Source organism: Nonomuraea sp. GTA35, from assembly GCF_041950525.1.
In the GTDB taxonomy this organism is placed as follows: Bacteria; Actinomycetota; Actinomycetes; order Streptosporangiales; family Streptosporangiaceae; genus Nonomuraea.
On sequence record NZ_JBGNUV010000013.1, the window covers coordinates 99467 to 121202 of the forward strand.

Consider the following 21736-nt stretch of genomic DNA (forward strand, 5'->3'; position numbering starts at 1 on the left):
TCATTCCTGGCGCGGGGTCCAGATGCGGCTGCGCAGGTCCGTCCCGCGGATCACCTGGATGCGCCAGGGGTTCAGGCGCAGGACGTGGAGCTTGGGGTCGTCCGGCGACCGCCAGAAGTTGCCGAGGTCGTAGCCGGCCCCGCGCGGGCTGGTGGCGCGGTAGAGGTCCCAGACGTGGCGCTTGACGGCCGGCTCCTCGGCCCAGGTGGCCTCGGCCTCGATGGCGACCGAGTTGTTGCCCGGCTTCCAGTACGAGAAGGAGGTGTGCGGGTTGCGGGCCAGGTGGGCGGCCTTGACGGGCGTTCTGTAGGTGGCCAGCCAGCCGCGCGGGCGGCCGTCCACGCTCTCCCAGACGGGGATGAGGATGCGGGTGCGGGGGCGGTTCCGCGCGTCGACGGTGACCATGGTGGCGTACACGGTGGTGCCGACGAACGCGTTGAACTCGCTCTCGATCTCGGCGAAGGACGTGACCGTGGCGGTCATCCTGGTTGCCCCCTTTTACGTGGTTCTCTTTGGTGACAAAGGAGTCTTGCGTCACCATGGGGAGCCATGGAAGACGGCACTTCAAAGGCACCGGGTTACTGCACGGGAACCGAGGACGACGAGGCCAGGCAGTGGGACGTGCGAGCGGACTGCGACGTGCGGCACATCCTCGACCGCGTCGCCGACAAGTGGTCGCTGCTGGTGATCGCGCTGCTGGAGCGGCGCACGATGCGGTTCACCGAGCTGCGGCGGGCCGTGGACGGCGTGAGCCAGCGGATGCTGACGGTCACGCTGCGGCAGCTCGAGCGGGACGGGCTGGTGAGGCGGACGGTCTATCCGGTGGTGCCGCCCCGGGTGGAGTACGAGCTGACCGCGCTCGGCGTCTCGCTGCACGAGGTGATCAAGTCGCTGGTGATCTGGACGGAGGAGCACCAGCAGGAGATCTCAGAGGCCCGCTCGGCCTACGACGAGCGGGCCGAGGAGCAGGAGCGGGAGCTCCAGGCCGTCACCCGGTGACGCTGGGCTCAGCGTCGGCAGAACCCGAGCCGGTGGGCTCAGCGCCGGCCGAGGCCGAGCCGGTGGGCGATCCGGGCCATGAGCTGGGACATCTTCGACGGGAACGCGTCGGGCTCGGGGACGGTGACCGGCCGGACGCGGCCGTTGTGGATGGCGCCGATCTTCCAGCCGGCCTCCGTGCGCACCACCACGATGGTCTGCCGCGACAGCCGCCGCTTGGGGAGCGTGGATCGCCACGGCATCAGGACGGAGGCCGTGCCGTACACGACGGCCACGTCCGGCGTGAGGTAGCGGACCGACTCCAGGTCGCCGATCAGGGCAGAGCCGGCCAGCACGCCGCGGAAGAGCTTGTCGTGGTTGTGCTGGTGCTGCGCCCGGCCGCGGGCGATGGTGCCGTCGTAGGAGACGTAGTCGGAGTCGTCGGTGAACAGAGCCCCGAACGCCTCGGCGTCGTTCGCCGTCCAGGCCGCCATGAAGTCGGCGAACAGCGTCTCGATCTGAGCGGTGTCAGCGGTCTGCGTAAGGGTGGTCGAGCGCATGGCGGTGCCTCCGAAGATGGTATCGTCGTTTCGAGCAGCGAAATGTACGATAACAGAAAGATTCGAATGTCGAAAAGTGGTGTCATCGGAGAGATCGCCATGGAGCTCCGGCAGTTGCAGCAGAGCTTCGACGCCTTCGACGAGGCAGCCGCCGCCAGGCTCGGCCTCAACCGCACCGACCTGCGCTGCCTTGACGTGGTGCTGGGCGAAGGGCCGGTGGCCGCGGGCCGGATCAGCGCCGCGCTGAAGCTGAGCCCGGCGGCCACCACCACGGTCATCGATCGGCTGGAGCGGGCGGGCATGGTGTCCCGTTCCCCCGATCCGGGCAACCGCCGCCGGGTCCTGGTCGCCGCGACCGACGCCGCCCGCTCGGCCGAGGCCGAGATCTTCGTCCCCGTCGGCCGGGCGGGCGCCGAGGCGCTGCGGGCGTACGGGGCGGACGCGCTGGCGGTCATCCTCGACTTCCTGCGTACGGCCCGCAGGGTCCAGGAGGAGCAGGCCGCCCGCGTCAGGACCCTGTCTTGAGCCGGAGGGTTGAAAACATCGTCTCTTATAGAGACAATGTTTTCGGCGCCTCGAAGGGTGAGGTGCCGGGCGTGGTACTACTGGAGATCCGCGAAGGAGGCCGGAAGGACGAGCTGGTGCGCCCATGACCGAGCGCTATCTCGGTGTCCTCGGTGTGGCCGAGGCCCTGGGAGTGAGCCGGCACGCGGTGCACAAGTGGCGCACGCGTTACCCCGGCGGCTCCGAGCACCCGTTCCCCGAGCCGGACGTCGAGGTGGACGGGGCTCCCGGCTGGCGGCCCGATCGGGTGCAGGAGATCGTAGGATGGCGTGCGGGCCTGCCGGGGCGCGGGGCCGGCGGCGGCCGTCCCACCGCCGTGCGCCAGGAGTACCTCAAGGCGGCGATGGCACGCGGCCTCGACCGGGACGAGGCGCTGCGCGCGCTGGCCACGTTCCAGGCGGAGTTCCCCGAGATGAGCGAGACCGAGCTGTACGCCTGGCTCATCGAGAAGTTCCGCCGCTGACGCCCGCTTTCTTCGCATCACGAACAGAAGGCGATGACGCATGCTCGACAACGGTCCAGAGGCGGGCCCAGGCATGGGCGCAGAAGTGGGCTCGGGCGCGGGCCCAGAGGCGGGCCCAGGGATGAGCCCTGAGGTGGGCGGGGAGACGGCGCCGGGGTTCGAGGCGGTGCGCGAGGCGTTCGCGGCCAACCTGGCCTCCGGGGCGGAGGTCGGCGCGGCGGTCAGCGTCTACCTGCGCGGACGGAAGGTCGTCGATCTGTGGGGCGGGCTCGCCGACCCGGGAACGGGCCGCCCGTGGGAGCGCGACACCTTGCAGGTCGTCTACTCCACCACCAAGGCGGTGACGGCGGCGTGCGCGTTGCTGCTGGCCCAGCGGGGCGCGCTCGACCTCGACGCGCCCGTGGCCCGCTACTGGCCCGAGTTCGCGGCCAACGGCAAGGAACGGATCCCGGTGCGGTGGCTGCTCACCCACCAGGCCGGCCTGCCCGCCCTCGACCACCCGGTCACCCCGGCCGAGGCGATCGCCTGGGATCCCGTGGTGGACGCGCTGGCGGCCCAGCGGCCGTTCTGGGAACCGGGCGCGGAGCACGGTTACCACGCGCAGACCTACGGGTGGCTCGTCGGCGAGGTGGTCCGCCGGGTCTGCGGTCGCAGCCTCGGCACGTTCCTCGCCGAGGAGATCGCCCGGCCGCTCGGCCTGGACCTGTGGATCGGCCTGCCCGAGCGGGAGCACCACCGGGTCAGCCGCATCGTCACCGACCCGGGCGGCTTCGAACCCTCCGCCATCGACCTGGCCGCCGTCCCCGAGCCGATGCGGGACGTGATGGCCGCCTACGCCGACCCGGCCTCGCTGACCGTCCGCGCGATGACGGTCGTCCAGCCCGGGCTGGACCACAACGACCCCAGGGCACAGGCCGCCGAGATGCCCGCCACCAACGGCATCTGCACGGCGCGCGCCCTGGCCGCCTTCTACGCCGCCCTCATCGGGGAGGTGAACGGGCACCGCGTCCTCACCCCCGCGACCCTGGCCGCCGCGACCGCGGAACAGGTCGCGGGCCTCGACCGCATCCTGCGCGTGCCCGTCCGCATCGGCACCGGTTTCGGCCTGCCCACCCCGGACGCGTTCTGGTACTCGCCCACGGCCTTCGGATTCGGCGGTCTCGGCGGCTCCCTCGGCTTCGCCGACCCGCAGAGCGGGCTCGCGTTCGGCTACGTGATGAACCGCATCCGGGACGGCGTACCGGACACGCGGGCGGCACGCCTGCTCGAGGCCGTCAAGGAGGCGGCGCAGGCGCACGCCTGAAGCGCTGTCACGGGGGCGGCGCAGGTGCACGCTTGTAGCGCTGTCACGGGCGCGGCGGTGCAGGCGCACTTGAGGCGCTACCGAGGAGGCGGTGCTGGCGCGCGCCTGGCGTCCCCGCCTCCTCGGCCGCCCGTCACCAGCGCCACATCCCGATCCGCGTCCGCACCCCGGGAGAGGCGTGCAGGACGGGCTGCCCCTCGGGGGCGGGTAGCCCCGCGGCCTGCACCAGGCTCTGGTCGATGCCGTTCAGGTGGGCGTGGTGCAGGGGCCACGGCGGATGCTCCACCCGGGCGGCGGCGAGCCGGCCGGCCACGAGGGTGAACAGCCGGAACCGGGCGGTCAGGAAGTGCGCCAGCTCGTCGCGCTCGCGCTCCACCAGCGGCACGCCGATCTCCGCGTCCACGTCACACCGCGCGCCGACCGGCCCGGGCAGGCGCCGGCGGCACCTGTACCGGGTACGGCCGTTCTCGGCGTCGACCGACATGTCGGACCAGAAGTAGGGCAGCCAGTAACCGCCTCGCCCGCCGAGCGCGGCGGGCAGGAGCCCCGCATCGAGGGAGAAGAACCAGATCCCGGTACGGCCGCGGGCATCGCGCACGTACGTCCGCACGTTCGTCTCCGGGAACGTGGACAGCCACGGCAGCGCCGGAACGCCCGGCACCCGCACGTCCCGCATGAGGAAGCAGGTGAGCCCGACCCACGCCGCCCCGTCGAAGGTCTCGACCCGGAGCTGGGCCGGGAGCAGCGCCTGCACCTGCTCCGGCCGGTAGCGCCAATGGACGAAGGTCATGCGCGACCACCGGTGGTACATCACGGGCAAGGCGACACGGGGTGACGGTGGAGCTCGCATCCCGCACTTCTGCCCGCCGGCGACGCGGGCAATCAGGGAGTTCGTCCGTGTCCGTCAGCCGTGGCAGGGCAGGTGCGGACGATCCCTTCCTGGAGTCGTTCGCGTGACCCCGGTCAGGCGCTCTCGCCCTGGATCGCGTACAGGTGCCGGGCATGGCCCGCCGAGTGGTGCAGCCGGTCCAGCAGGATGCCTTCGCGCAGTGCCCAGGGGCAGATGCGCACCACCGCCAGGTTCAGGGCCGCCATGGTGGCGTCGGCGACGACGGCGCCGGCGAGGATCTGGCGGGCGCGGGCGGCCGAGACGCCCGGGAGCTGTGCGCGCTCCGCGGGCGTCCTGGCGGCCAGGAGCTCGATGGCCCCGCCCAGGTCGACACGGTGGAGCTCGCGGACGACATGGGGTCCCGCCTTCGCCTTCGGCGCCCCGCACAGGCGGGCGAGCTGGGCGAACGTCCTGGACGTCGCGACCGCGGTGGCCTGGCCGATGCGGTGCCTGGCGGAGATGTCGCCGACATCCCTGGCGAGCACCGCTTCCACGTGCGCGCGCAGCCGCTTGCGGTGCTTCCGCTTCACCCGCTCGGGGTCCGGCAGGTGGTGGCGGGTCAGCCGCCCGGCGCCCAGAGGGAGGGAGAGCGCCAGGTCAGGGGTCTCGCCGCTGCCGTAGGCGAGCTCCATGGAGCCGCCGCCGATGTCGGCCAGCAGGATCGGCCCCGCCGACCAGCCGAACCAGTGCCGGGCCGCCAGGAAGGTCAGCCGGGCCTCCTGCTCGGCGTCCAGGTAGCCGACGCGGACCCCCGAGGTGGCCCGGATCTCCGTCAGGATCGCGTCGCGGTTGGCGGCGTCCCGGACGGCCGAGGTGGCGTACGGCACCAGCTCGTGCACCCGGTGCTGGGCCGCGACGGCGGCCGCCTCCCTGACGGCCTCGGTCAGCCGGTCGATCCCCGCCCGCCCGATGATCCCGTCCCGGCTGATCGCCTCGGCCAGGCGGATCTGGCGTTTCAGCGTGGCCACCGGTTGCGGCGGATAACCCGCCGTGAGGTCGGCGATACGTAAATGGGCGGCATTGGAGCCGATGTCGAGAACGCCGAGTCGCATGGTCAGGCGAATACCCGGCAATGACGCGAACAATCTTCGCGAGCCCGTCCGGAACGAATTTCTCCGGTTAACGAGCGTGTTCACTCGCGGCCGTCAATGGGATTGTCCGGTGGGCCCTCGGCGGGTTTCGGCATGCTATTGCCGGTGTTAAGAGTGCGCAGTAAAGCAGCGCCCCGCCTCGGCGGGCATTACGCCGCCGCGGCCATTCCCGCTGTGGCGCCACGCCCGCCCGGGCAGTTACGCCCGCCCGGGCAGTTACGCCCGCCCGGCAGTTACGCTCGCCGGTAGTTACGCCCGCCGGTAGTTACGCCGACTGCTCCTGGGGGCCGCGATTCCTGGCCATGGCGGCGCGCCCGAGGGGGATCAGGCTCGGGTTGACGCCCTGCAGCACCGCGTCCTCGGTGATCAGCACGCGGGTCACGTCGGTGCGGCTGGGCACGTCGTACATCACCGGCAGCAGCACCTCCTCCATGATGGCCCGCAGCCCGCGCGCTCCGGTGCCGCGCAGCAGCGCCAGCTCCGCGATCGCCTCCAGCGCGTCGCGGGTGAACCCGAGGTCCACGCCGTCCAGCTCGAACAGCCGCGCGTACTGCTTGACGAGCGCGTTCCTGGGCTCGGTCAGGATCCGGATGAGGGCCGCGCGATCGAGGTCGTGCACCGTCGTGATGACCGGCAGGCGCCCGACGAACTCCGGGATCATCCCGTACTTGACCAGGTCCTCCGGCATGAGCGCCGCCAGCGAGCCGCCGCCTGGCTGCTCGCCCGCCGGGCGCAGCACCGAGCCGAAGCCCGTCCTCCTGTGCCCGGCGCGCTGCTCGACGAGCTGCTCCAGGCCCGCGAAGGCGCCCCCGCAGATGAACAGGACGTTGGTGGTGTCGATCTGGATGAACTCCTGCTGCGGATGCTTGCGCCCGCCCTGCGGCGGCACCGACGCGGTGGTGCCCTCCAGGATCCGCAGCAGCGCCTGCTGGACGCCCTCGCCCGACACGTCCCTGGTGATCGAGGGGTTCTCGCTCTTGCGGGCGATCTTGTCGATCTCGTCGATGTAGACGATGCCGGTCTCGGCCTTGCGTACGTCGTGGCCGGCGGCCTGGATGAGCTTGAGCAGGATGTTCTCGACGTCCTCGCCGACGTAGCCGGCCTCGGTGAGCGCCGTCGCGTCGGCGATCGCGAACGGCAGGTCGAGCAGCTTGGCGAGGGTCTGCGCCAGGAGCGTCTTGCCCGATCCCGACGGCCCGAGCAGCAGGATGTTGGACTTCGCGAGCTCGACGTCGTCGCCGCGCGAGCCGGTGTTGCCGGAGAAGATGCGCTTGTAGTGGTTGTAGACGGTGACCGAGAGCGTCTTCTTGGCCTTCTCCTGGCCGACGACGTGCGCGTCGAGGAACGCGTAGATCTCGTGCGGCTTGGGCAGATCGTCGCGCCTGACCTCGGAGGTCTCCTCGGTTTCCTCCTCGATGATCTCGTTGCAGATCTCGATGCACTCCTGGCAGATGTAGACGCCGGGGCCGGCGATGAGCCTTCTGACCTGCCGCTGGCTCTTGTCGCAGAACGAGCACTTGAGCTGATCCGCACGATCACCGAGGCGCGCCATTTCCATCGCTCCTTCGCCGGGGCCTTTTTGCCCGGCCAGAACACCACCCACCGTGACGGGTTCGGGGGGCAGAGAGACATTCGCAGGTCAAGGTGTGATGGCGGTGGACATCCGCTTGCCTTGACCTTCCGCTCGGGGCGAGGATCCCGGGCGGACGAACGAGGACTTCTGCGTTTTTCGCTCCACAGCGTACACGTCCGGGGCGCGCCCGCGACAGGCTGCGCGGGCGGACGATCACGGTGGCGGACGGGCCCGCCGTAAATGGCCGGCCGGGACCCGGGAATTTCGGCTCGGAAAGAGTTGACGCCGGCGGGTTCGCTTTATGCCACGGCCGACCGGGAGGTCGAATTCGGCCATTCAGCCGGGTGCGCGAGTGGATTCCCCGCGCCCGCCGTGCCGCGCCCGCTGTGCCGCACTCGGCGCCGGGCCGGGGCGGTCGCAGGGTGTCTGTCCCCCGTGAGAGCTACCCGCGACTGTCCACCGGGCGGTGACGATTCCAGGCCGCCGGATCCCTAGCGTTCTCGGCGTGACCGCGGCGCACCGGCCGCGGGAGGCCGCAAGGGGAGTCGTCATGCGTCTGTTGAAGCAACTCGTGCCCGCGGCGCTGGTCGCCGCCGCCGGTGGCGCGGCCGTGCAGGCGGTGGGGGGAAATCCGTACCTCACCCTGGTCCTCGGCGTCGCGACGGCCGCGCTCGCGCTGTTCGTGTACGCCCGGACCGTGCGCTGGTCCGAGCGCCGCGCGCCGGACGAGGTGGCCGTGGCGGGCGCCGTCGCCGCCACCGGCCGCGGGATGCTGATCGGTGCCGGGATGTTCGCCGCCGTCATCCTGAACATCGCCTTCGTGGGGGGCTACCGGGTCGACGGCATGGGGTCGGTGACCGGCGCGGTGGCGATGGTCGGGTTCATGGCCGCCGCCGCCGTGACGGAGGAGGTCCTCTTCCGCGGCATCCTGTTCAGGATCGTCGAGGAGCGTATCGGCACGTCGCTCGCGCTGGTGCTGACGGGGGTGCTGTTCGGCCTGATGCACCTGTTCAACGCGCACGCCACCCTGTGGGGCGCGATCGCCATCGCGATCGAGGCCGGCGGCATGCTCGCCGCCGCGTACGCCGCCACCCGCACCCTGTGGCTGCCGATCGGCCTGCACTTCGGCTGGAACTTCGCCGCGGCCGGCATCTTCGCCACCGAGGTCTCGGGCAGCGGCGCGTCGGAGGGGCTGCTGAACGGTGTGACGTCGGGCCCGGCCCTGCTCACCGGTGGCGAGTTCGGGCCGGAGGCGAGCCCGTACGCGGTGGTGTTCGGCCTGCTGCTGACGGCCGTGTTCCTGTGGCTGGCCCGCCGGCGCGGCAATCTGGTCCCGCTCCGGCGCCGCGCGACCGCTACGCTCTCCCGGTGACCGGCCTCAGGCGAGTTGCGGAGCGGCGTGCCCGCTACGCCCTCCCGACGATCGACCTCCGGCGCGCCACGGAGCTGTGGCAGCGGTGCGACGTCACGGTCCGGGACCTGCCGTTCGGGCTGCTGCTGGCCGCCGTGTCGCTGCTCCCGGCGCTCCACGGCAAGGGGACGCAGGTCGGCGACCTGCCGGCCCGCCCCTTCGACGAGCTGGCGATCCTGGCGATCGCCCTGCAGACCCTCCCGCTCGCGGTGCGCCGGCGGTGGCCGGCCGTCTGCCTCGTCCTGGTGTCGCTCGGCTTCGTCCTCGACCAGATCCGCGCGTACCACGTGCTGGCGAGCAACGCGATGCCCATCGCGCTCATCAGCGCGGGCGCCCATCTGGAGCGCGGCCGGCGCGTCGCCGTGGCCGTGCTCTCCGCGGCGTACGTGCCGCTGGCGGTCGTGCTCAACCGGCTGGGCGCGACCGAGCGGCCGGAAGGGTACGTGGTGTTCTACCTGGCGCTGGCCCTCGCCTGGGGCATCGGCGTCTGGCTGCGCTCCAGCCGGGCCGCCGAGGCCGAACGCCGCCGCCACCTCGCCGAGGCCACCCGCGCCGCCGAGCGCACCCGCATCGCCCGCGAGCTGCACGACGTCGTGACCCACCACGTGACGGCGATGGTCGTCCAGGCCGAGGCCGCCCGCTACCTGACCGCCGTGCCGGACCGCCTCGACGCGGCCCTGAGCGCCGTCACCGACACCGGCCGCCGGGCCATCACCGACCTGCGGCACATGCTGGACCTGCTCAACCCCGGTCACGACACCGACGGCAGGACTCCGTCCGCCGGCGACCTGCACGCGCTCGTGGAGCGGACGCGCCAGGCCGGGCAGCCGGTGGAGCTCGCCGAGGAGGGCGACCGCGCGGAAACGGCGGGCAGCGCCGAGTTCGTCACCTATAGGGTCGTGCAGGAAGCCCTGACGAATGCCCTCAAACACGCCCACGGCAGCCGCACCGTGGTTCACGTGCGCTACGGCCGGAAGGAGATCAGCGTGGCGGTCAGCACCGACGGCCCGGGATCCCGGGCCGCCTCTCCCGGCGGGAGCGGGCGAGGCCTGGCCGGGCTCCGCGAGCGGGTCGAGGCCCTCGGCGGCGAGTTCAGCGCCGACCGGCAGGAGGGCGGCGGCTTCCTCGTGAAGGCCCGCGTCCCCGCGGGGAGCCCGGCGTGACGCGCCGGTCCGGCCGGGGCCGCGTCCCCGCGGGGAGCACGGCGTGACCGCGCCGGTCCGGGTCCTGGTCTGCGACGACCAGGCGCTGATCCGCACCGGTTTCGCCACCATCATCGACGCCCAGCCCGACCTGGAGGTGGTGGGCGAGTGCGGCGACGGCCGCGCCGCGGTCGACCTCGCCGGCCGGCTGAGCCCCGACATCGTGGTCATGGACGTGCGCATGCCGGTGCTCGACGGCATCGAGGCGACCCGCCTGCTGGCCGGCGCCGGGGTGGCGGACCCCGTCAAGGTGCTCGTGGTGACCACGTTCAACCTGGACGAGTACGTCTACGAGGCGCTGCGCGCGGGGGCCAGCGGGTTCCTGCTCAAGGACGCCCCGCCGGGGCAGCTCCTGCACGGCATCCGCACCGTAGCGGCCGGCGCCGCGCTGCTGGCGCCGGAGGTGACCCGGCAGCTCGTCGGCAGGTACGCCTCCCGGATCCGTCCCGCCGAGCACAACTCCGACGACGTCGCGCTGACCCCGCGCGAGCTGGAGGTGCTGCGCCTCATCGCCGACGGCCTGTCCAACAGCGAGATCGCCGCCACGCTGGTGATCAGCCAGGAGACCGTCAAGACGTACGTGTCGCGCATCCTCACCAAGCTCGACCTGCGTGACCGCGTGCAGGCGGTGGTCTACGCCTACCGCAACGGCCTGGTGACCTGAGTCCTGGTCAGGCGCGCGGTGCGGCCGGCGCGGGCAGGCCCGCCTCGAACAGGCGGGCGTCCACCTCGTTGAGCGCCAGGCGCAGCGCGCCCAGGGCGACGCTCTCGGCGCCCAGCGTGGAGGCGCGGATCTCGGGGACGCGCAGGCAGGTGCGGCCGAGCTCGCGGGCGAGCTGGTCGAGGATGAGGTCGGCGGAGCGGGAGAAGCCGCCGCCGAGGACGACGACCTGCGGGTCGAGGGTGAGCACCAGGGCGGCGGTGCCGACGGCGAGGTCGCGGGTGTAACGGCGGACGGCGGTCCTGGCCGCCTTGTCGCCGGAGCGGGCGGCGTTGAACACCCAGGCGGCCGCGTCGTCGGTGTCGATGCCCGCGGGCAGGCTCGGGCAGCTCTGCAGGTGGGAGGGCGCGGTGAGCCAGCGGACGGCGCGCAGCGCGCCGATCTCGCCCGCGGCGCCGCCGTAGCCGCGCCGCAGCGTGCCGTCGATGATCAGGCCGGCGCCGGTGCGCATGCCCGCCAGCAGGTAGACGATGTCGTCGGCGTCGCGGGCCGCCCCCTGCCAGCGCTCGGCGAGCGCGGCCAGCTTGCAGTCGTTCTCCACCTGGACGGGGCAGGAGAAGCGCGCGGCCAGATGCTCGGCCGGGCTCACGCTCTCCCACCCGGGCAGCGGCGTGAACAGGGCGGTACGGCCGCTGGCGTCGACCGGCCCCGTCACCCCGACGCTGATCGCCCAGATCTCGTCGGGGCGCAGGCCGGCCGTGGCCAGGCACTCGTCGACGGCCGCGTCGACGACGGCCAGCCGCGCCGCCGGGTCGGCGTCGGGGTCGACCGGCAGCCGGCTGGTCGCCGCGACCGTGCCGTCGAGGTCGGCGAGCATCGCCAGCACCTTGTGGGCGCCGACGTCCACGCCGACCACGTGACCGGTGCCGGCGTTGAACCGGTAGCGGCGGGCGGGGCGCCCGACGATGCTGCTGCCGTCGGGCTCGACGACGGTGAGCCACCCGTCGGCGACCAGGCCCTGCACGATGACGTCCGTGCCCGGCCGGGACAGCCCGGTGCGGGCGGCCAGCTCCGTGACGGTGGCCGGCGGGTTGCCCCGCAGCGCCCTGACGATGCTGAGCGCGTTGAGCTCTCGCATCCGGTTCACGTCCGTCCCGGTCGTGACCTGCTCGGTCACCGTCGCCCCCTAGATCCCCTGACTAACGATGCGCTCTTGACAAAAGGGTAATGCGACCTCAGGAGATCGGATACCACTGCCCGTCAGGGGCGACGGCCGGGCCGAAGTCCACCTCCCTGCCGTCGACGGCGAACACGTACCGGCCCTTGCGCACGACGGCCGGGCTGGCCGACAGGTACGCCGTCATGTCCGCCAGCTCCTCCTCCCGCAGCCACGCGGGCGGGTCCGACACCGCCCGGAAGCCGCACACCGTGGCCAGGTCGCGCAGCCAGCCGAGCTGCTGCTCGCTGAGCAGGTTGAGGCGGCTGCGGAAGTACACCACGTCCGGGTCCACCTCGGCCAGCGGCGCGTGCCACAGCCGGTGCAGCGTGTTGACCACGGCGTTGCGCGCCATCGCGTCGGACGGGTCGTCGCTGGCGTAGTTCTGCCACATCGGCGCCACGTCGGGGCCGCTGCGCAACCCGTCGAGCAGGCCGAGCGAGGGCAGCAGGATCGCGCCGCTGCCCAGCAGGTACACCTCCGGTCCCGCCGTCCGCCTGATCAGCTCCAGCGCCTCCCGGTAGGCGCGCTCGCGGCCGAGCCTGCCCTGCCGCACGCCGGGGGCGGCGCCCGCGTTGATGAAGTCGAGCTTGAGGTAGCGGAAACCCCACTCGTGCACGACCCGCCGGATGAGCCGCTCCACGTGCTCGAGCGCCTCGGGCTTGGACAGGTCCAGCGCCCAGTAGCCGGTGCCCCAGTTGTATCCGGCGATCACGGGCTCGCCCCGCTCGTCGCGCAGCAGCAGCTCGGGCCGCTCGCGCGCGGTGCGCGAGCCCGGCAGCACGATGAACGGGGCCAGCCACAGCCCCGGCGTCATCCCGGCGCCGGCGATCCGGCCGGCCAGGGCGCGCATCCCGGACGGGAACCCGGAGTTCGGCTCCCAGTCGCCGACCATCTCCTCCCAGCCGTCGTCGACCTGCAGCACGTCGAACGGCAGCCCGTTCAGCGCGTCGATGTCCTTGGCCAGGATCGACTCGGTGATGCCCTCGTAGTAGGCGTACCAGCTGCACCAGACGTTGCCCGCGCGGTGCCCGCCGGTGCCCAGGCGGGCGGCCAGCGCGCGGGTGTAGGCGCCGAAGACCTCCTCCTCTTCGCCGTAGGCGAGGAACCACGGCGCCCCGTCCTCCTCGTACCAGCCGGCGAGCGTGTCGCGGTCGGCCGTCAGGCGCGGGGTGCCGATGCCGAGCGCGCCGAGCAGCAGGACCCGCCCGTCGTCGCCCTGCAGGGCGGCGACGGCAGAGGAGTGGTGGCGGGCCGGGTCGTCCCAGACGGGGTCGTCGGCGGTGGTGCGGCGCCGCGGGTCGGCGATGCGCAGCGGCGGCTCGGACAGCCGCCGCCACCCGCACGGGCTCCACGAGTTCTGTCCGTGCCGGTAGAACAGCGCGTCGCCGAGGCCGTGCAGCACGGCCACCCGGCCCGGCGGCAGCACGAGCCCGCCGTCGATCTTCTCCAGTGGCTCGGAGCCGGTCGGCTCAAGGGCTACGGTACGGCCTGCCAGCTCGACGAGCAGCGGCATGATGCTCCTTTTCTCGGTGTACGTCGCTTCGATCAGGTGAACAGCGCGTTGACCTGGTCGTTGGCCTTCTTCAGCCCCTCGGCGGTGCCGATCTGGCCGAGGACGATCGACTGGATGGCGTCCTGCACGATCTGGCTGATCTCGTTGCCGTGGTCGGTGATGGGCAGCAGGAACGTGCCGCCCTGCGTCTTGGTCGGGTCGAGGTACGCCTTCACGTCACGCCCCTTGGCCTCGTGGGCGGCCGCGGCCTTCTCGCTGGCCGCCTTGACCGCGGGGAAGACGACGGCGTTGTCCGCGACGATGTTCTGGCAGTCGGCCGAGCCGAGGAACTTCACCCACTTCCACGCCTCCTCCTTGTGCTCCGTGCCGGCGAAGATCGCGTCGGACAGGCCGTTGATGGCGGTCTTGCGCACGCCGGCCGGGCCGAGGGGCATCGGCGCGAGGGCGAACTTCTGCTCGGCGTCGGAGCCGAGGAAGGTGTTGATCGTCCACGACCCGGCGAAGGACATCGCGCCCTTGCCGGCGTTGAGCACCGCGTCCCTGCCCAGGGTGGACTGCTTGTCGAACTTCGGCGCGTACCCCTTGTCGATGAGCTGCTTGTACCAGTCGATGACCTGGGCGAGCTTGGGGTCGTCGTACTTGTACTGCGTGCCCCAGGGGTTCTTGTCGAGGTAGGTCCAGCCGTTGGCCACGGCCAGGTCGCCCCAGCCGTTCTGGCCCTGGGAGCCGTCGCCCCACTCGGGCAGGAAGCCGTACACCTTGACCTTGGCCTTGTCGAAGGCCGGGTCGAGGCCGTTGCGGCCGCTCTCGTCCACCGTGAGCTTGGCGATGACCTGCTGGAGCGTGCCACCGTCGGTGGGGTTCCAGGTGAGCTCGGCCATCTCGTCCGGCTTGACCTTCTGCTCCTCCAGCATCGTGCTGTTGTAGACGAGCGCGACGGTGTCCCAGTCCTTGGGCAGGCCGTACCGCTTGCCGTCCTTCACCCACAGGTCGGCCAGGCCCTCCTGGTACTGGGCCAGGTCCACCTTGTCGCGGGTCACGAACGGCTGGATGTCCAGGATCTGGCCGCTGCTGACGAACTGCGGGTAGTAGGAGCCGTGGTCGGTCCACACGTCCGGGGCCTGGCCGGCGGCGAGCTGGGTGGTGAGGTTCTGCCAGTACTGCGCCCACGCCGTCTGGGTGATCTTGACGGAGATGTTGGGGTTGGCCTTCTGGAAGGCGTCGGCGCAGGCCTGGTACGCCGGGAGCTGCTTGTCGTCCCAGAGCCAGTAGTCGATCGTGACCTTGCCGCCGGCCGCGCCGCTCTGCGGGTCGCCGTCGCCGCCGGAGCCGCAGGCGGCGAGCGTGCCGGCCAGTGCCAGCGACAGCAGCGCCATGCCTGCCCGCTTGGTGGTGTTCATGATGCCTCTTTCGGGGGGTTACTTGATTCCGGAGAAGTTGAGCGACTGGACCAGCCGCCGGCCGAGGAGAATCAGCAGGATCAGGACCGGCAGCACCGAGAGGGTCGAGCCGGCCATGAGACCGGTCCAGTCGGGCCGGGTGTTGGGCGACTGCTGCAGGAAGACGCCGAGCGCGACGGTCAGGACGCGGGTCTCCTCCTCACGCCCGACCAGCAGCGGCCACAGGTAGTCCTTCCACGCCCACACCGTGGTGGTGAGCCCGATGGTGATCAGCGGCCCGCGGCTCATCGGCAGCACGATGCGCCAGAAGATGCCCCACGCGCCGTTGCCGTCGAGCCGGGCCGCCTCCTCCACGTCGCGCGGGATGGACAGGAAGAACTGCCGCAGGAAGAAGACCGCGAACGGGGTCATCAGGATCGACGGCGCCACCATGCCGGCGAACGTGTTCACCCAGTCGAGGTTCTTCACCAGCACGAAGTTGGGCAGCAGCGTGAAGATCGGCGGCACCATGAGCGCCGCGATCATGACGCCGAAGACCAGCTCGCGGCCGGGGAAGCGGAGCCGGGCGAACGCGTACCCGGCCATCGCGCAGAAGAACGTCTGCAGCGTCGCGATCAGGCCGCTGTAGACGACGGAGTTGAGCAGGTAGCGGGCGAAGTCGATCTGCGCGCCGGAGCCGCCCGCCGCGCGCGCCTCCTCCTGGCTGGTGAGCCCGAGGATGCGCTGGAAGTTCACCAGGGTCGGGTTGCTGGGGAACAGGGCGCCGCTGTCGGCGTAGAGGTCGGCGGCGGGGGTGAGCGCCGTGCGGACCATCCAGTAGAAGGGGAAGATCGTGAGCACCAGGGCCACGACCAGGACGGCCCAGGCGGGCAGCCGGCCGAGAGTGGAGATGCGCCGCATCGTGTTGCCTCCTCAGGCCAGGTCCGAGCGGGACGCCCGCAGCAGCCGCAACTGCACGACCGTGAGCACGCCGAGGATGAGCGCGAGCAGCAGCGCCGCCGCAGAGGCGTAACCCATGTGGAAGTACTGGAAGGCCTGCTGGTAGATGAAGTAGTAGATGACCCTGATCGCGCTGGTCGCCCCGCGGCCGCCCGCGGCCACGGCGACCGTGTCGAAGATCTGGAACGATCCGATCAGCGAGACCACCAGCACCAGGGCGAGGACGGGCCGCAACATCGGCAGCGTGACCGAGCGGAACATGCGCAGCTCGCCGGCGCCGTCGAGGGCGGCGCTCTCGTACAGGTGCGGCGGGATCTGCAGCATGCCGGCGTAGAGCAGCAGCGCGGTGTAGCCGGTGTAGGCCCAGGTGTTGACCATGCCGATCGTCGGCATGGCCCAGTCGGGCGAGACGAAGAAGCCGATGGTGTCGAAGCCGAGCGCCTTGAGCAGGTGGTTGACGAAGCCGAGGTCGGCGTCGAGCAGCCAGATCCACAGCAGGGCGACGGTGACGTTCGGCACCAGCCACGGCAGCAGCAACATCGCGCGCAGCGCCACCGACCGGGTGAGGCGGTGCATGAGCGCGGCCAGGAGCAGCCCGAGCAGGATCTGCGAGCCGATGTTGATCACGACGTAGTAGACGGTGACCCCGAGCGAGTGCCAGAACTGGGGGTCGCGCACGAGCTGGGCGTAGTTCTCGCCGCCGACGAACGCGGGGTCGTTGAGCAGGTTGTAGTCCGTCAGCGAGTACCAGACGCCGCGCACGGTCGGGTAGCCGTAGAAGATCACGAAGCCGGCGAGGGCGGGGATCAGGAAGAGCCAGGCCGCCCGGCGGTCGTCACGCGGCCGGGGCCGTCTTCGCCGGGGGGCGCCGGTGTCGTCCGGCGGCTCGGCGGCCTGCGACCGTTCCTCGGTCCGCATCGTTCTCATCATCGTCCTCGGCGCTTGGTGAAATTGCCCTCTTGTCACGGAGTGACTCCCGAATAATGATGTGGGGCATCGGAAGTTTGTCAATAGCTCCTCATATCTTGGTGAGCTGCGGCAACGTCTCCGAGTTCCTTCCGTCCCACGTCAACCCCCACGTGGCGGGTCCGCGGCGACCCGCCTGCAGCCACGTATCCCGGAGGTTTCTCACCCATGCCTGTCCCCGTACGGCCGTCGCGGCGGCTTCGCCAGGCCCTGTTAGCCGCCCTGGCCGCCGTCGCGCTGGCCCTGTTCCCGGCCGCCCAGGCGTGGGCGCTCGCGCCGGTCCCCGGCGGGGTCCCGCCCCGGCCGCAGGCCCCCGCGTCGCCCGACCCGTCGCTCCAGGCACACCCGCTGACGGCCGCGCCCGCGCCGCTGGACAACCCGCTCAAGGGCTTCGCCCGCTTCTACTGGCCGGGCAGCGACCAGAACACCGGCTACCCGCACTCCCTCACGTGGAGCTACTTCGGCCTGTCAGAGGTGATGACCGACCCGGCCGACTGCTCGAAGATCAACTGGTCTTTGCTCGACAGCGCGCTGAACGAGATCGCCTCGTACGGCAACCAGGCCGCCGTGCGCTTCTACCTGGAGTATCCCGGCGGCAGCGGCACCCACCCGGCCAACGCCATCCCGCGCTGCTTCGACGGCCACGTCACGTACCGGACCAACACCTACTGGAGCACCACCAGCCCCGACTACGACAACCCGTACCTGCTCGACGCGCTCGGCGACTTCATCGCGGCCTTCGGCGCCCGCTACGACGGCGACCCGCGCATCGGGTTCATCCACCTGGGCCTCATCGGGCTCTGGGGCGAGTGGCACACCTGGCCGTACGACACCGACACCGGCGGCGACTCGTACCCGAACTTCATGCCGACCGACGCGCACGCCGCGCAGATCCTGCGGGCCTACGACGACGCCTTCGACAAGACCAAGCTGGAGCTGCGCTACCCCGACTCGGCGGCGGGCGCGGCGACGAACCTCGACATCGGCTACCACGACGACTCCTTCTGCTACCGGGAAGGCTCGCCGCTCGCCGGCGTCACGCTGCCGCAGTCGCTCGGCGGCGCCGGCTGGGCCCAGCTCCAGCGGGCGCTCAACGTGGGCGCCGAGAACAAGTGGATCACCGCGTCGATGGGCGGCGAGGTCAGGCCCGAGATCCAGACGTCGGCGTTCGCGTCCTGGCCCGGCGGCTCCGGCCAGGTCGACAACATGAAGGCGTGCATCGAGCTGGAGCACACCACCTGGAAGATCAACGAGCAGAGCGTGAACTACCCGGCCGGCGATCCGAACGTCGCGGCCGCCGTCCGGCTCATGGGCTACAACCTCACCGTCGACAACGCCTACTTCAAGAACACCGCGAGCGGCACCACGAACGTCGGCGTGCGGATCAGCAACAACGGCGTGGCCCCGTTCTACTACCCGTGGACGCTCACCCTCGGGCTGAAGAACAGCGCCGGGACCGTGGTCAAGACGTTCGACACGCCGTGGGACCTGCGCACGGTCATGCCGCTCAAGATCCGCGCGTTCCCCGACTGGGGCGTCGGCTCCGACCCGGCCTACCTGGACCACGGCTACCCGCAGTACTTCCAGACCGGCGTGAACCTCTCCGGCGTGCCCAGCGGGAGCTACCAGTGGGTCCTGCGGGTGAAGAACCCGCTGGAAGCCGTCTCGGCGAACGCCAAGAAGCTCCGCTTCGCCAACGCCACCCAGGGCGCGGACGGCTGGCTCGGCCTCGGCCCGGTCACCGTCGGCTCCGGCGGCGGCACCGACACCACCGCGCCCACCGCGCCCGCCGGTCTGACCTCCCCGTCCCGCACCGCCGGCTCGGTCGCCCTGTCCTGGACGGCGTCCACGGACAACGTCGGCGTGGCCGGATACCGCGTCTACCGCGGCTCCACCGAGGTCGGCACCTCGGCGACGACCTCGTTCACCGACACCGGGCTGAGCCCCGCGACCTCCTACACCTACACCGTCAAGGCGTACGACGCGGCGGGCAACACCTCGGCCGCGTCGGCGCCCGTCACCGTCACCACCCTCCCGTCGTCGACCGCGGGCCTGGTGCTCGACGACTTCGACGGCAACCCGGCCTACCCGTCGGCCGCGCGCAACGACCTGGGCAAGTGGACCGGCGGCAACTGCTTCCTCAACGGCGGCGGCTCGGGCGCCGTGTCCGGCGGGGCGCTCGGCCTGCGCTACGACAACTGCGGCTGGTTTGGCAGCGACGTCAACACCGGCCTGTCCGCGTACACCCATCTCGTCATCCGGATCAAGGGAGCGGCAGGAGGCGAGCAGAGCCACTTCCACCTCGGCCTCGGTGGCGTGACCAAGGCCTTCGGCGACTTCACCCTCGACGGTGGCGGCCACCCGGCCATCACCACCGCGTACCAGGACATCAAGCTCCCGATGGCGGCCAACGGCATCAACCGCTCGTCACCCGGCCAGCTCGCGATGAGCTTCTGGCACGGCGGCAACAGCACCATCACCATCGACTCCATCTCGTTCCAGTGACACCCCGGGGGCCGGGGCGCAACCCGGCCCCCTCACCGGTAGGCAGGTTGCTCGAACCCCCGTGCCCCCCTTGAATGGGGACTTATGTTCCTCCGCAGCCCCAAGCCCTTCGGCCGGCGCCCCACCGAACTCCTGATCGGTATCGGGTTCTTCGTGGCGGTCGCCGCGTGCGCGATCACCGCCCTGCTGGTTCCCGACACCCAGGTCGAGGCGCGGTTCGCCGTCATGGGGGTGGCCGCGTGCCTGTACGCGGTGGTCGCGGCCGACCTGTGGGCCGCAGTGGTGACGGGGGTCCTGACCTGGACGCTGGCCACCGGCTTCCTCACCCATCCTGTCGGCGAGCTCAACGTGACCGGGGGTTCCGACGGGGTCCGGCTGCTCGCCATCATGGGCATCTCCCTGGCCGGCGGGCTCTACGGCGTCTACCGCCGCCGCGCGGACCTGGGACGGTGACCGGGCCGGCAGTCATCGGGCTCGCAGCCATCGGGCTCGCAGCCATCGGGCTCGCAGTCATCGGGTCGGCCGTCAGCTGAAGGCGCCGGCGGCGGCGTGCTCCTGTACCAACCGCTCCTGCTCCCCGGTCCAGCCGGCCGCCTCGCGCAGGGCGGCGAACTCCCGCGTCAGCGAGGTGGCGGACGTGGTGCGCGCGTCCGTACCGACGGTGACGGCGAGGCCCGCCGCCAGCAGCCGGGTGGCGGGATGGACGGCCAGGCTGGGGACGGCGCCGGTCTGCACGTTGCTGACCGGGCACGTCTCCAGCGTGATCCGGTCACGGCGCAGGCGTTCGAGCAGCGCGCCGTCCTCGGCACAGCGCACGCCGTGGCCGATCCGGCGGGCGCCGAGCACCTCGATCGCCTCCCACACGCTCTCGGCCCCCGCCGCCTCGCCCGCGTGCACGGTGCACGGCAGCCCCGCCCGGTGCGCCAGGTCGAAGGCGGGCCGGTGCGGCGCGCCGGGATACAGCCGCTCGTCGCCGGCCAGGTCGAGTCCGCCGACCACGTCGCGGCGCCGTACGGCGAGGTCGGCGACGGCGAGGCTCTCCTCCGGGCTCTGGTGGCGCAGGCAGCACAGCAGCAGCGCCGTCCGCACGCCCGTCGCGGCGCGTCCCTCCGCCAGCCCCGCGGCGACCGCCGACACCGCTTCGTCCGGCGTCATGCCCAGCCGCCCGTGCTGCTGCGGCGCGAACCTCGCCTCGCCGTGGACGACGCCGTCGGCGCCCCAGTCCTCGACCAGCTCGCGCGCCGCCCGGCGCAGCGCCTCGGGGGTCTGCAGGACTCGCAGCGGCAGGTCGAAGTAGGTGAGGTACCGGGTCAGGCTGCCGCAGACGGGAGGCGCGGTGACCAGCTCCGCCACCGGACGGTCCACGGCGATGCCCTGCTCGCGGGCCAGCTCGGCGATCGTGGCGGGGCGTACGGAGCCGTCGAGGTGGCAGTGTAGGTCGTGGCGGCCGGTCATGCGGGTCCTTCCGTCAGCGGCGCGGGGGTGCAGGCGTCCAGGGGTGTGGTGGTGAGGGTGTCGAAGAGCAGCCGTTTGAAGCCCGGCTCGTCGACCCGGCGGATCAGGGTCAGGTTGGGCGGGGGCGCCGCGCGCCGGCGGTCGATGACGAGCTGGCCGCGGGCCTCGTCGCCGACCGCCACGTCCACGTGGGCCTGCTCGCTGCCGAGGACCAGCTCGGGACGCAGGGCCACCGCCATCGCGACGGGGTCGGGGAGGTCGTAGCCGGCCAGACCCGTGACGTCACGGGCCCAGTCGGCGACCGTCCGGTTGATCCGGTGGGTGAAGGTGGCCAGGGGAGTGCCGAGGCCTTCCAGGCGGCGCTGGTCGTCAGGGGTCATGACGGCGTACTTGCGCGAGACGTCCCAGCCGATCCAGGTGACCCGTTCGGGCGTGGCCGCCTGCAGCACTATGCGGGCGGCCTCGGGGTCGGCCCAGACGTTGAACTCCGCGGTGGGGGAGATGTTGCCGCGCAGGTCCGCCGCGCCCGCCATGCAGTAGACGTGGCGGAACCGGGTCAGCAGGTCGCGGTCGCGGAGCAGGGCGGCGGCGAGGTTGGTGAGCGGGCCCAGGGTGACGAGCGTCAGCTCGCCCGGGTGGCGGCGGGGGAGGGACAGCAGGACGTCCACCGCATGGCCGTCCGCGGGGCCGCGCGCCGGATCGGGCAGGCCGATGTCGCCCATGCCGTCGAGCCCGTGAACGTGCTGGGCGGTGGACGGCGGGCGCGTCAACGGCCGGTCGCAGCCGGGGTGGACGGGGACGTCGGCGCGCCCGGCCAGCCCCAGCGTGATCAGGGCGTTGCGGGTGGCCGTGGCCAGGGGCACGTTGCCCGCCACGGTGGTCACAGCGCGGACATCACCACCGGCCGCGGACGCGTTGTCGTCGCCGGCGACCGCCAGCAGCAGGGCCACCGCGTCGTCCGAGCCGGTGTCGGTGTCGATGAGGAGGGGAAGTCCCGGCACGCGCTACCTCGTCTAATCGATTAGATCCACGGATGCAACATCT

The 21736-nt window shown here is 71.9% G+C and carries 21 protein-coding genes; 9 read left to right on the plus strand and 12 right to left on the minus strand.

Going from position 1 to position 21736, the window contains the following annotated elements; translation table 11 throughout:
• A complete protein-coding gene (locus ACBJ32_RS43285) occupies window positions 1-483 on the minus strand; it encodes a pyridoxamine 5'-phosphate oxidase family protein (RefSeq protein WP_375131755.1) in 483 nt (160 codons plus the stop codon).
• A 66-nt stretch (window positions 484-549) separates the two neighbouring features.
• On the opposite strand from ACBJ32_RS43285, the gene ACBJ32_RS43290 reads away from it, so the two are divergent.
• On the plus strand, window positions 550-999 hold the full coding sequence (locus tag ACBJ32_RS43290; protein WP_375131756.1) for a winged helix-turn-helix transcriptional regulator: 450 nt from the start codon (window positions 550-552) through the stop codon (window positions 997-999).
• Between the two features lie 38 nt (window positions 1000-1037).
• Here ACBJ32_RS43290 and ACBJ32_RS43295 read toward each other — a convergent pair whose 3' ends face one another.
• Window positions 1038-1538 carry an SgcJ/EcaC family oxidoreductase gene (locus ACBJ32_RS43295; protein ID WP_375131757.1) on the minus strand — a complete coding sequence of 167 codons (501 nt, stop codon included), beginning with the start codon at window positions 1536-1538 and terminating at the stop codon, window positions 1038-1040.
• Between the two features lie 66 nt (window positions 1539-1604).
• On the opposite strand from ACBJ32_RS43295, the gene ACBJ32_RS43300 reads away from it, so the two are divergent.
• From ACBJ32_RS43300 to ACBJ32_RS43310, 3 genes are all read left to right on the plus strand, one after another.
• Window positions 1605-2063, plus strand: a complete 459-nt coding sequence (locus ACBJ32_RS43300; protein ID WP_375131758.1) for a MarR family winged helix-turn-helix transcriptional regulator — start codon at window positions 1605-1607, stop codon at window positions 2061-2063.
• A 124-nt stretch (window positions 2064-2187) separates the two neighbouring features.
• Window positions 2188-2565 carry a hypothetical protein gene (locus tag ACBJ32_RS43305; RefSeq protein ID WP_375131759.1) on the plus strand — a complete coding sequence of 126 codons (378 nt, stop codon included), beginning with the start codon at window positions 2188-2190 and terminating at the stop codon, window positions 2563-2565.
• A gap of 121 nt (window positions 2566-2686) precedes the next feature.
• A complete protein-coding gene (locus tag ACBJ32_RS43310) occupies window positions 2687-3868 on the plus strand; it encodes a serine hydrolase domain-containing protein (RefSeq protein ID WP_375131760.1) in 1182 nt (393 codons plus the stop codon).
• Window positions 3869-4001: 133 nt separating this feature from the next.
• On the opposite strand, the gene ACBJ32_RS43315 is transcribed toward ACBJ32_RS43310, so the two are convergent.
• From ACBJ32_RS43315 to clpX, 3 genes are all read right to left on the minus strand, one after another.
• Window positions 4002-4658 (minus strand): YqjF family protein, encoded by a 657-nt coding sequence (locus tag ACBJ32_RS43315; protein ID WP_375131761.1) that lies wholly within the window; start codon window positions 4656-4658, stop codon window positions 4002-4004.
• Between the two features lie 173 nt (window positions 4659-4831).
• The gene (locus tag ACBJ32_RS43320; RefSeq protein WP_375131762.1) at window positions 4832-5809 is read right to left on the minus strand and encodes a Ppx/GppA phosphatase family protein; all 978 of its coding nucleotides are present in this window, start codon (window positions 5807-5809) and stop codon (window positions 4832-4834) included.
• Window positions 5810-6113: 304 nt separating this feature from the next.
• On the minus strand, window positions 6114-7400 hold the full coding sequence (clpX, locus tag ACBJ32_RS43325) for an ATP-dependent Clp protease ATP-binding subunit ClpX (protein WP_375131763.1): 1287 nt from the start codon (window positions 7398-7400) through the stop codon (window positions 6114-6116).
• Between the two features lie 571 nt (window positions 7401-7971).
• Between clpX and ACBJ32_RS43330 the strand changes: the two genes are divergently transcribed.
• The 3 genes from ACBJ32_RS43330 to ACBJ32_RS43340 are packed head-to-tail and all read left to right on the plus strand — an operon-like array spanning window position 7972 to window position 10698.
• Window positions 7972-8793, plus strand: a complete 822-nt coding sequence (locus tag ACBJ32_RS43330) for a lysostaphin resistance A-like protein (RefSeq protein ID WP_375131764.1) — start codon at window positions 7972-7974, stop codon at window positions 8791-8793.
• Entirely contained in the window at window positions 8790-9995 is a 1206-nt protein-coding gene (locus ACBJ32_RS43335; protein WP_375131766.1) for a sensor histidine kinase, read from the plus strand. Before ACBJ32_RS43330 ends, ACBJ32_RS43335 begins: the two co-directional genes overlap by 4 nt.
• Window positions 9996-10038: 43 nt before the next feature.
• Window positions 10039-10698, plus strand: a complete 660-nt coding sequence (locus tag ACBJ32_RS43340) for a response regulator transcription factor (protein WP_357878194.1) — start codon at window positions 10039-10041, stop codon at window positions 10696-10698.
• Window positions 10699-10705: 7 nt separating this feature from the next.
• Here ACBJ32_RS43340 and ACBJ32_RS43345 read toward each other — a convergent pair whose 3' ends face one another.
• Genes ACBJ32_RS43345 through ACBJ32_RS43365 form a run of 5 tightly spaced genes read right to left on the minus strand, consistent with a single transcriptional unit; the run spans window position 10706 to window position 16684 of the window.
• Entirely contained in the window at window positions 10706-11872 is a 1167-nt protein-coding gene (locus ACBJ32_RS43345; RefSeq protein ID WP_375131767.1) for an ROK family transcriptional regulator, read from the minus strand.
• Window positions 11873-11930: 58 nt separating this feature from the next.
• Entirely contained in the window at window positions 11931-13427 is a 1497-nt protein-coding gene (locus ACBJ32_RS43350) for a glycoside hydrolase family 36 protein (protein WP_375131768.1), read from the minus strand.
• A gap of 32 nt (window positions 13428-13459) precedes the next feature.
• A complete protein-coding gene (locus ACBJ32_RS43355) occupies window positions 13460-14827 on the minus strand; it encodes an ABC transporter substrate-binding protein (RefSeq protein WP_375131769.1) in 1368 nt (455 codons plus the stop codon).
• 18 nt (window positions 14828-14845) lie between these two features.
• Window positions 14846-15727 (minus strand): carbohydrate ABC transporter permease, encoded by an 882-nt coding sequence (locus ACBJ32_RS43360; protein WP_357878182.1) that lies wholly within the window; start codon window positions 15725-15727, stop codon window positions 14846-14848.
• Window positions 15728-15739: 12 nt separating this feature from the next.
• Window positions 15740-16684: a carbohydrate ABC transporter permease gene (locus tag ACBJ32_RS43365; RefSeq protein ID WP_375131770.1), complete on the minus strand. Its 945-nt coding sequence runs from the start codon at window positions 16682-16684 to the stop codon at window positions 15740-15742.
• A gap of 216 nt (window positions 16685-16900) precedes the next feature.
• Here ACBJ32_RS43365 and ACBJ32_RS43370 point away from each other — a divergent pair, with 216 nt between their 5' ends.
• A complete protein-coding gene (locus tag ACBJ32_RS43370) occupies window positions 16901-19237 on the plus strand; it encodes a fibronectin type III domain-containing protein (RefSeq protein WP_375131771.1) in 2337 nt (778 codons plus the stop codon).
• 84 nt (window positions 19238-19321) lie between these two features.
• Window positions 19322-19690 carry a hypothetical protein gene (locus tag ACBJ32_RS43375; protein ID WP_375131772.1) on the plus strand — a complete coding sequence of 123 codons (369 nt, stop codon included), beginning with the start codon at window positions 19322-19324 and terminating at the stop codon, window positions 19688-19690.
• A 72-nt stretch (window positions 19691-19762) separates the two neighbouring features.
• Here ACBJ32_RS43375 and add read toward each other — a convergent pair whose 3' ends face one another.
• Both add and ACBJ32_RS43385 read right to left on the minus strand, forming a co-directional pair.
• The gene (add, locus tag ACBJ32_RS43380; protein WP_375131773.1) at window positions 19763-20692 is read right to left on the minus strand and encodes an adenosine deaminase; all 930 of its coding nucleotides are present in this window, start codon (window positions 20690-20692) and stop codon (window positions 19763-19765) included.
• On the minus strand, window positions 20689-21693 hold the full coding sequence (locus ACBJ32_RS43385; RefSeq protein ID WP_375131774.1) for a nucleoside hydrolase: 1005 nt from the start codon (window positions 21691-21693) through the stop codon (window positions 20689-20691). Before ACBJ32_RS43385 ends, add begins: the two co-directional genes overlap by 4 nt.
• Between the last annotated feature and the right edge of the window lie 43 nt (window positions 21694-21736).

Bases quoted from the DNA above. Each gene is read 5' to 3' on its own strand.
- ACBJ32_RS43315 (WP_375131761.1), bottom strand. From the start codon at position 4,658: ATGACCTTCGTCCATTGGCGCTACCGGCCGGAGCAGGTGCAGGCGCTG.
- ACBJ32_RS43355 (WP_375131769.1), bottom strand. From the start codon at position 14,827: ATGAACACCACCAAGCGGGCAGGCATGGCGCTGCTGTCGCTGGCACTG.
- ACBJ32_RS43365 (WP_375131770.1), bottom strand. From the start codon at position 16,684: ATGCGGACCGAGGAACGGTCGCAGGCCGCCGAGCCGCCGGACGACACC.
- ACBJ32_RS43320 (WP_375131762.1), bottom strand. From the start codon at position 5,809: ATGCGACTCGGCGTTCTCGACATCGGCTCCAATGCCGCCCATTTACGT.
- ACBJ32_RS43350 (WP_375131768.1), bottom strand. From the start codon at position 13,427: ATGCCGCTGCTCGTCGAGCTGGCAGGCCGTACCGTAGCCCTTGAGCCG.
- ACBJ32_RS43370 (WP_375131771.1), top strand. From the start codon at position 16,901: ATGCCTGTCCCCGTACGGCCGTCGCGGCGGCTTCGCCAGGCCCTGTTA.
- add (WP_375131773.1), bottom strand. From the start codon at position 20,692: ATGACCGGCCGCCACGACCTACACTGCCACCTCGACGGCTCCGTACGC.
- ACBJ32_RS43285 (WP_375131755.1), bottom strand. From the start codon at position 483: ATGACCGCCACGGTCACGTCCTTCGCCGAGATCGAGAGCGAGTTCAAC.
- ACBJ32_RS43290 (WP_375131756.1), top strand. From the start codon at position 550: ATGGAAGACGGCACTTCAAAGGCACCGGGTTACTGCACGGGAACCGAG.
- ACBJ32_RS43375 (WP_375131772.1), top strand. From the start codon at position 19,322: ATGTTCCTCCGCAGCCCCAAGCCCTTCGGCCGGCGCCCCACCGAACTC.
- clpX (WP_375131763.1), bottom strand. From the start codon at position 7,400: ATGGCGCGCCTCGGTGATCGTGCGGATCAGCTCAAGTGCTCGTTCTGC.
- ACBJ32_RS43360 (WP_357878182.1), bottom strand. From the start codon at position 15,727: ATGCGGCGCATCTCCACTCTCGGCCGGCTGCCCGCCTGGGCCGTCCTG.
- ACBJ32_RS43295 (WP_375131757.1), bottom strand. From the start codon at position 1,538: ATGCGCTCGACCACCCTTACGCAGACCGCTGACACCGCTCAGATCGAG.
- ACBJ32_RS43300 (WP_375131758.1), top strand. From the start codon at position 1,605: ATGTCGAAAAGTGGTGTCATCGGAGAGATCGCCATGGAGCTCCGGCAG.
- ACBJ32_RS43310 (WP_375131760.1), top strand. From the start codon at position 2,687: ATGAGCCCTGAGGTGGGCGGGGAGACGGCGCCGGGGTTCGAGGCGGTG.
- ACBJ32_RS43330 (WP_375131764.1), top strand. From the start codon at position 7,972: ATGCGTCTGTTGAAGCAACTCGTGCCCGCGGCGCTGGTCGCCGCCGCC.
- ACBJ32_RS43305 (WP_375131759.1), top strand. From the start codon at position 2,188: ATGACCGAGCGCTATCTCGGTGTCCTCGGTGTGGCCGAGGCCCTGGGA.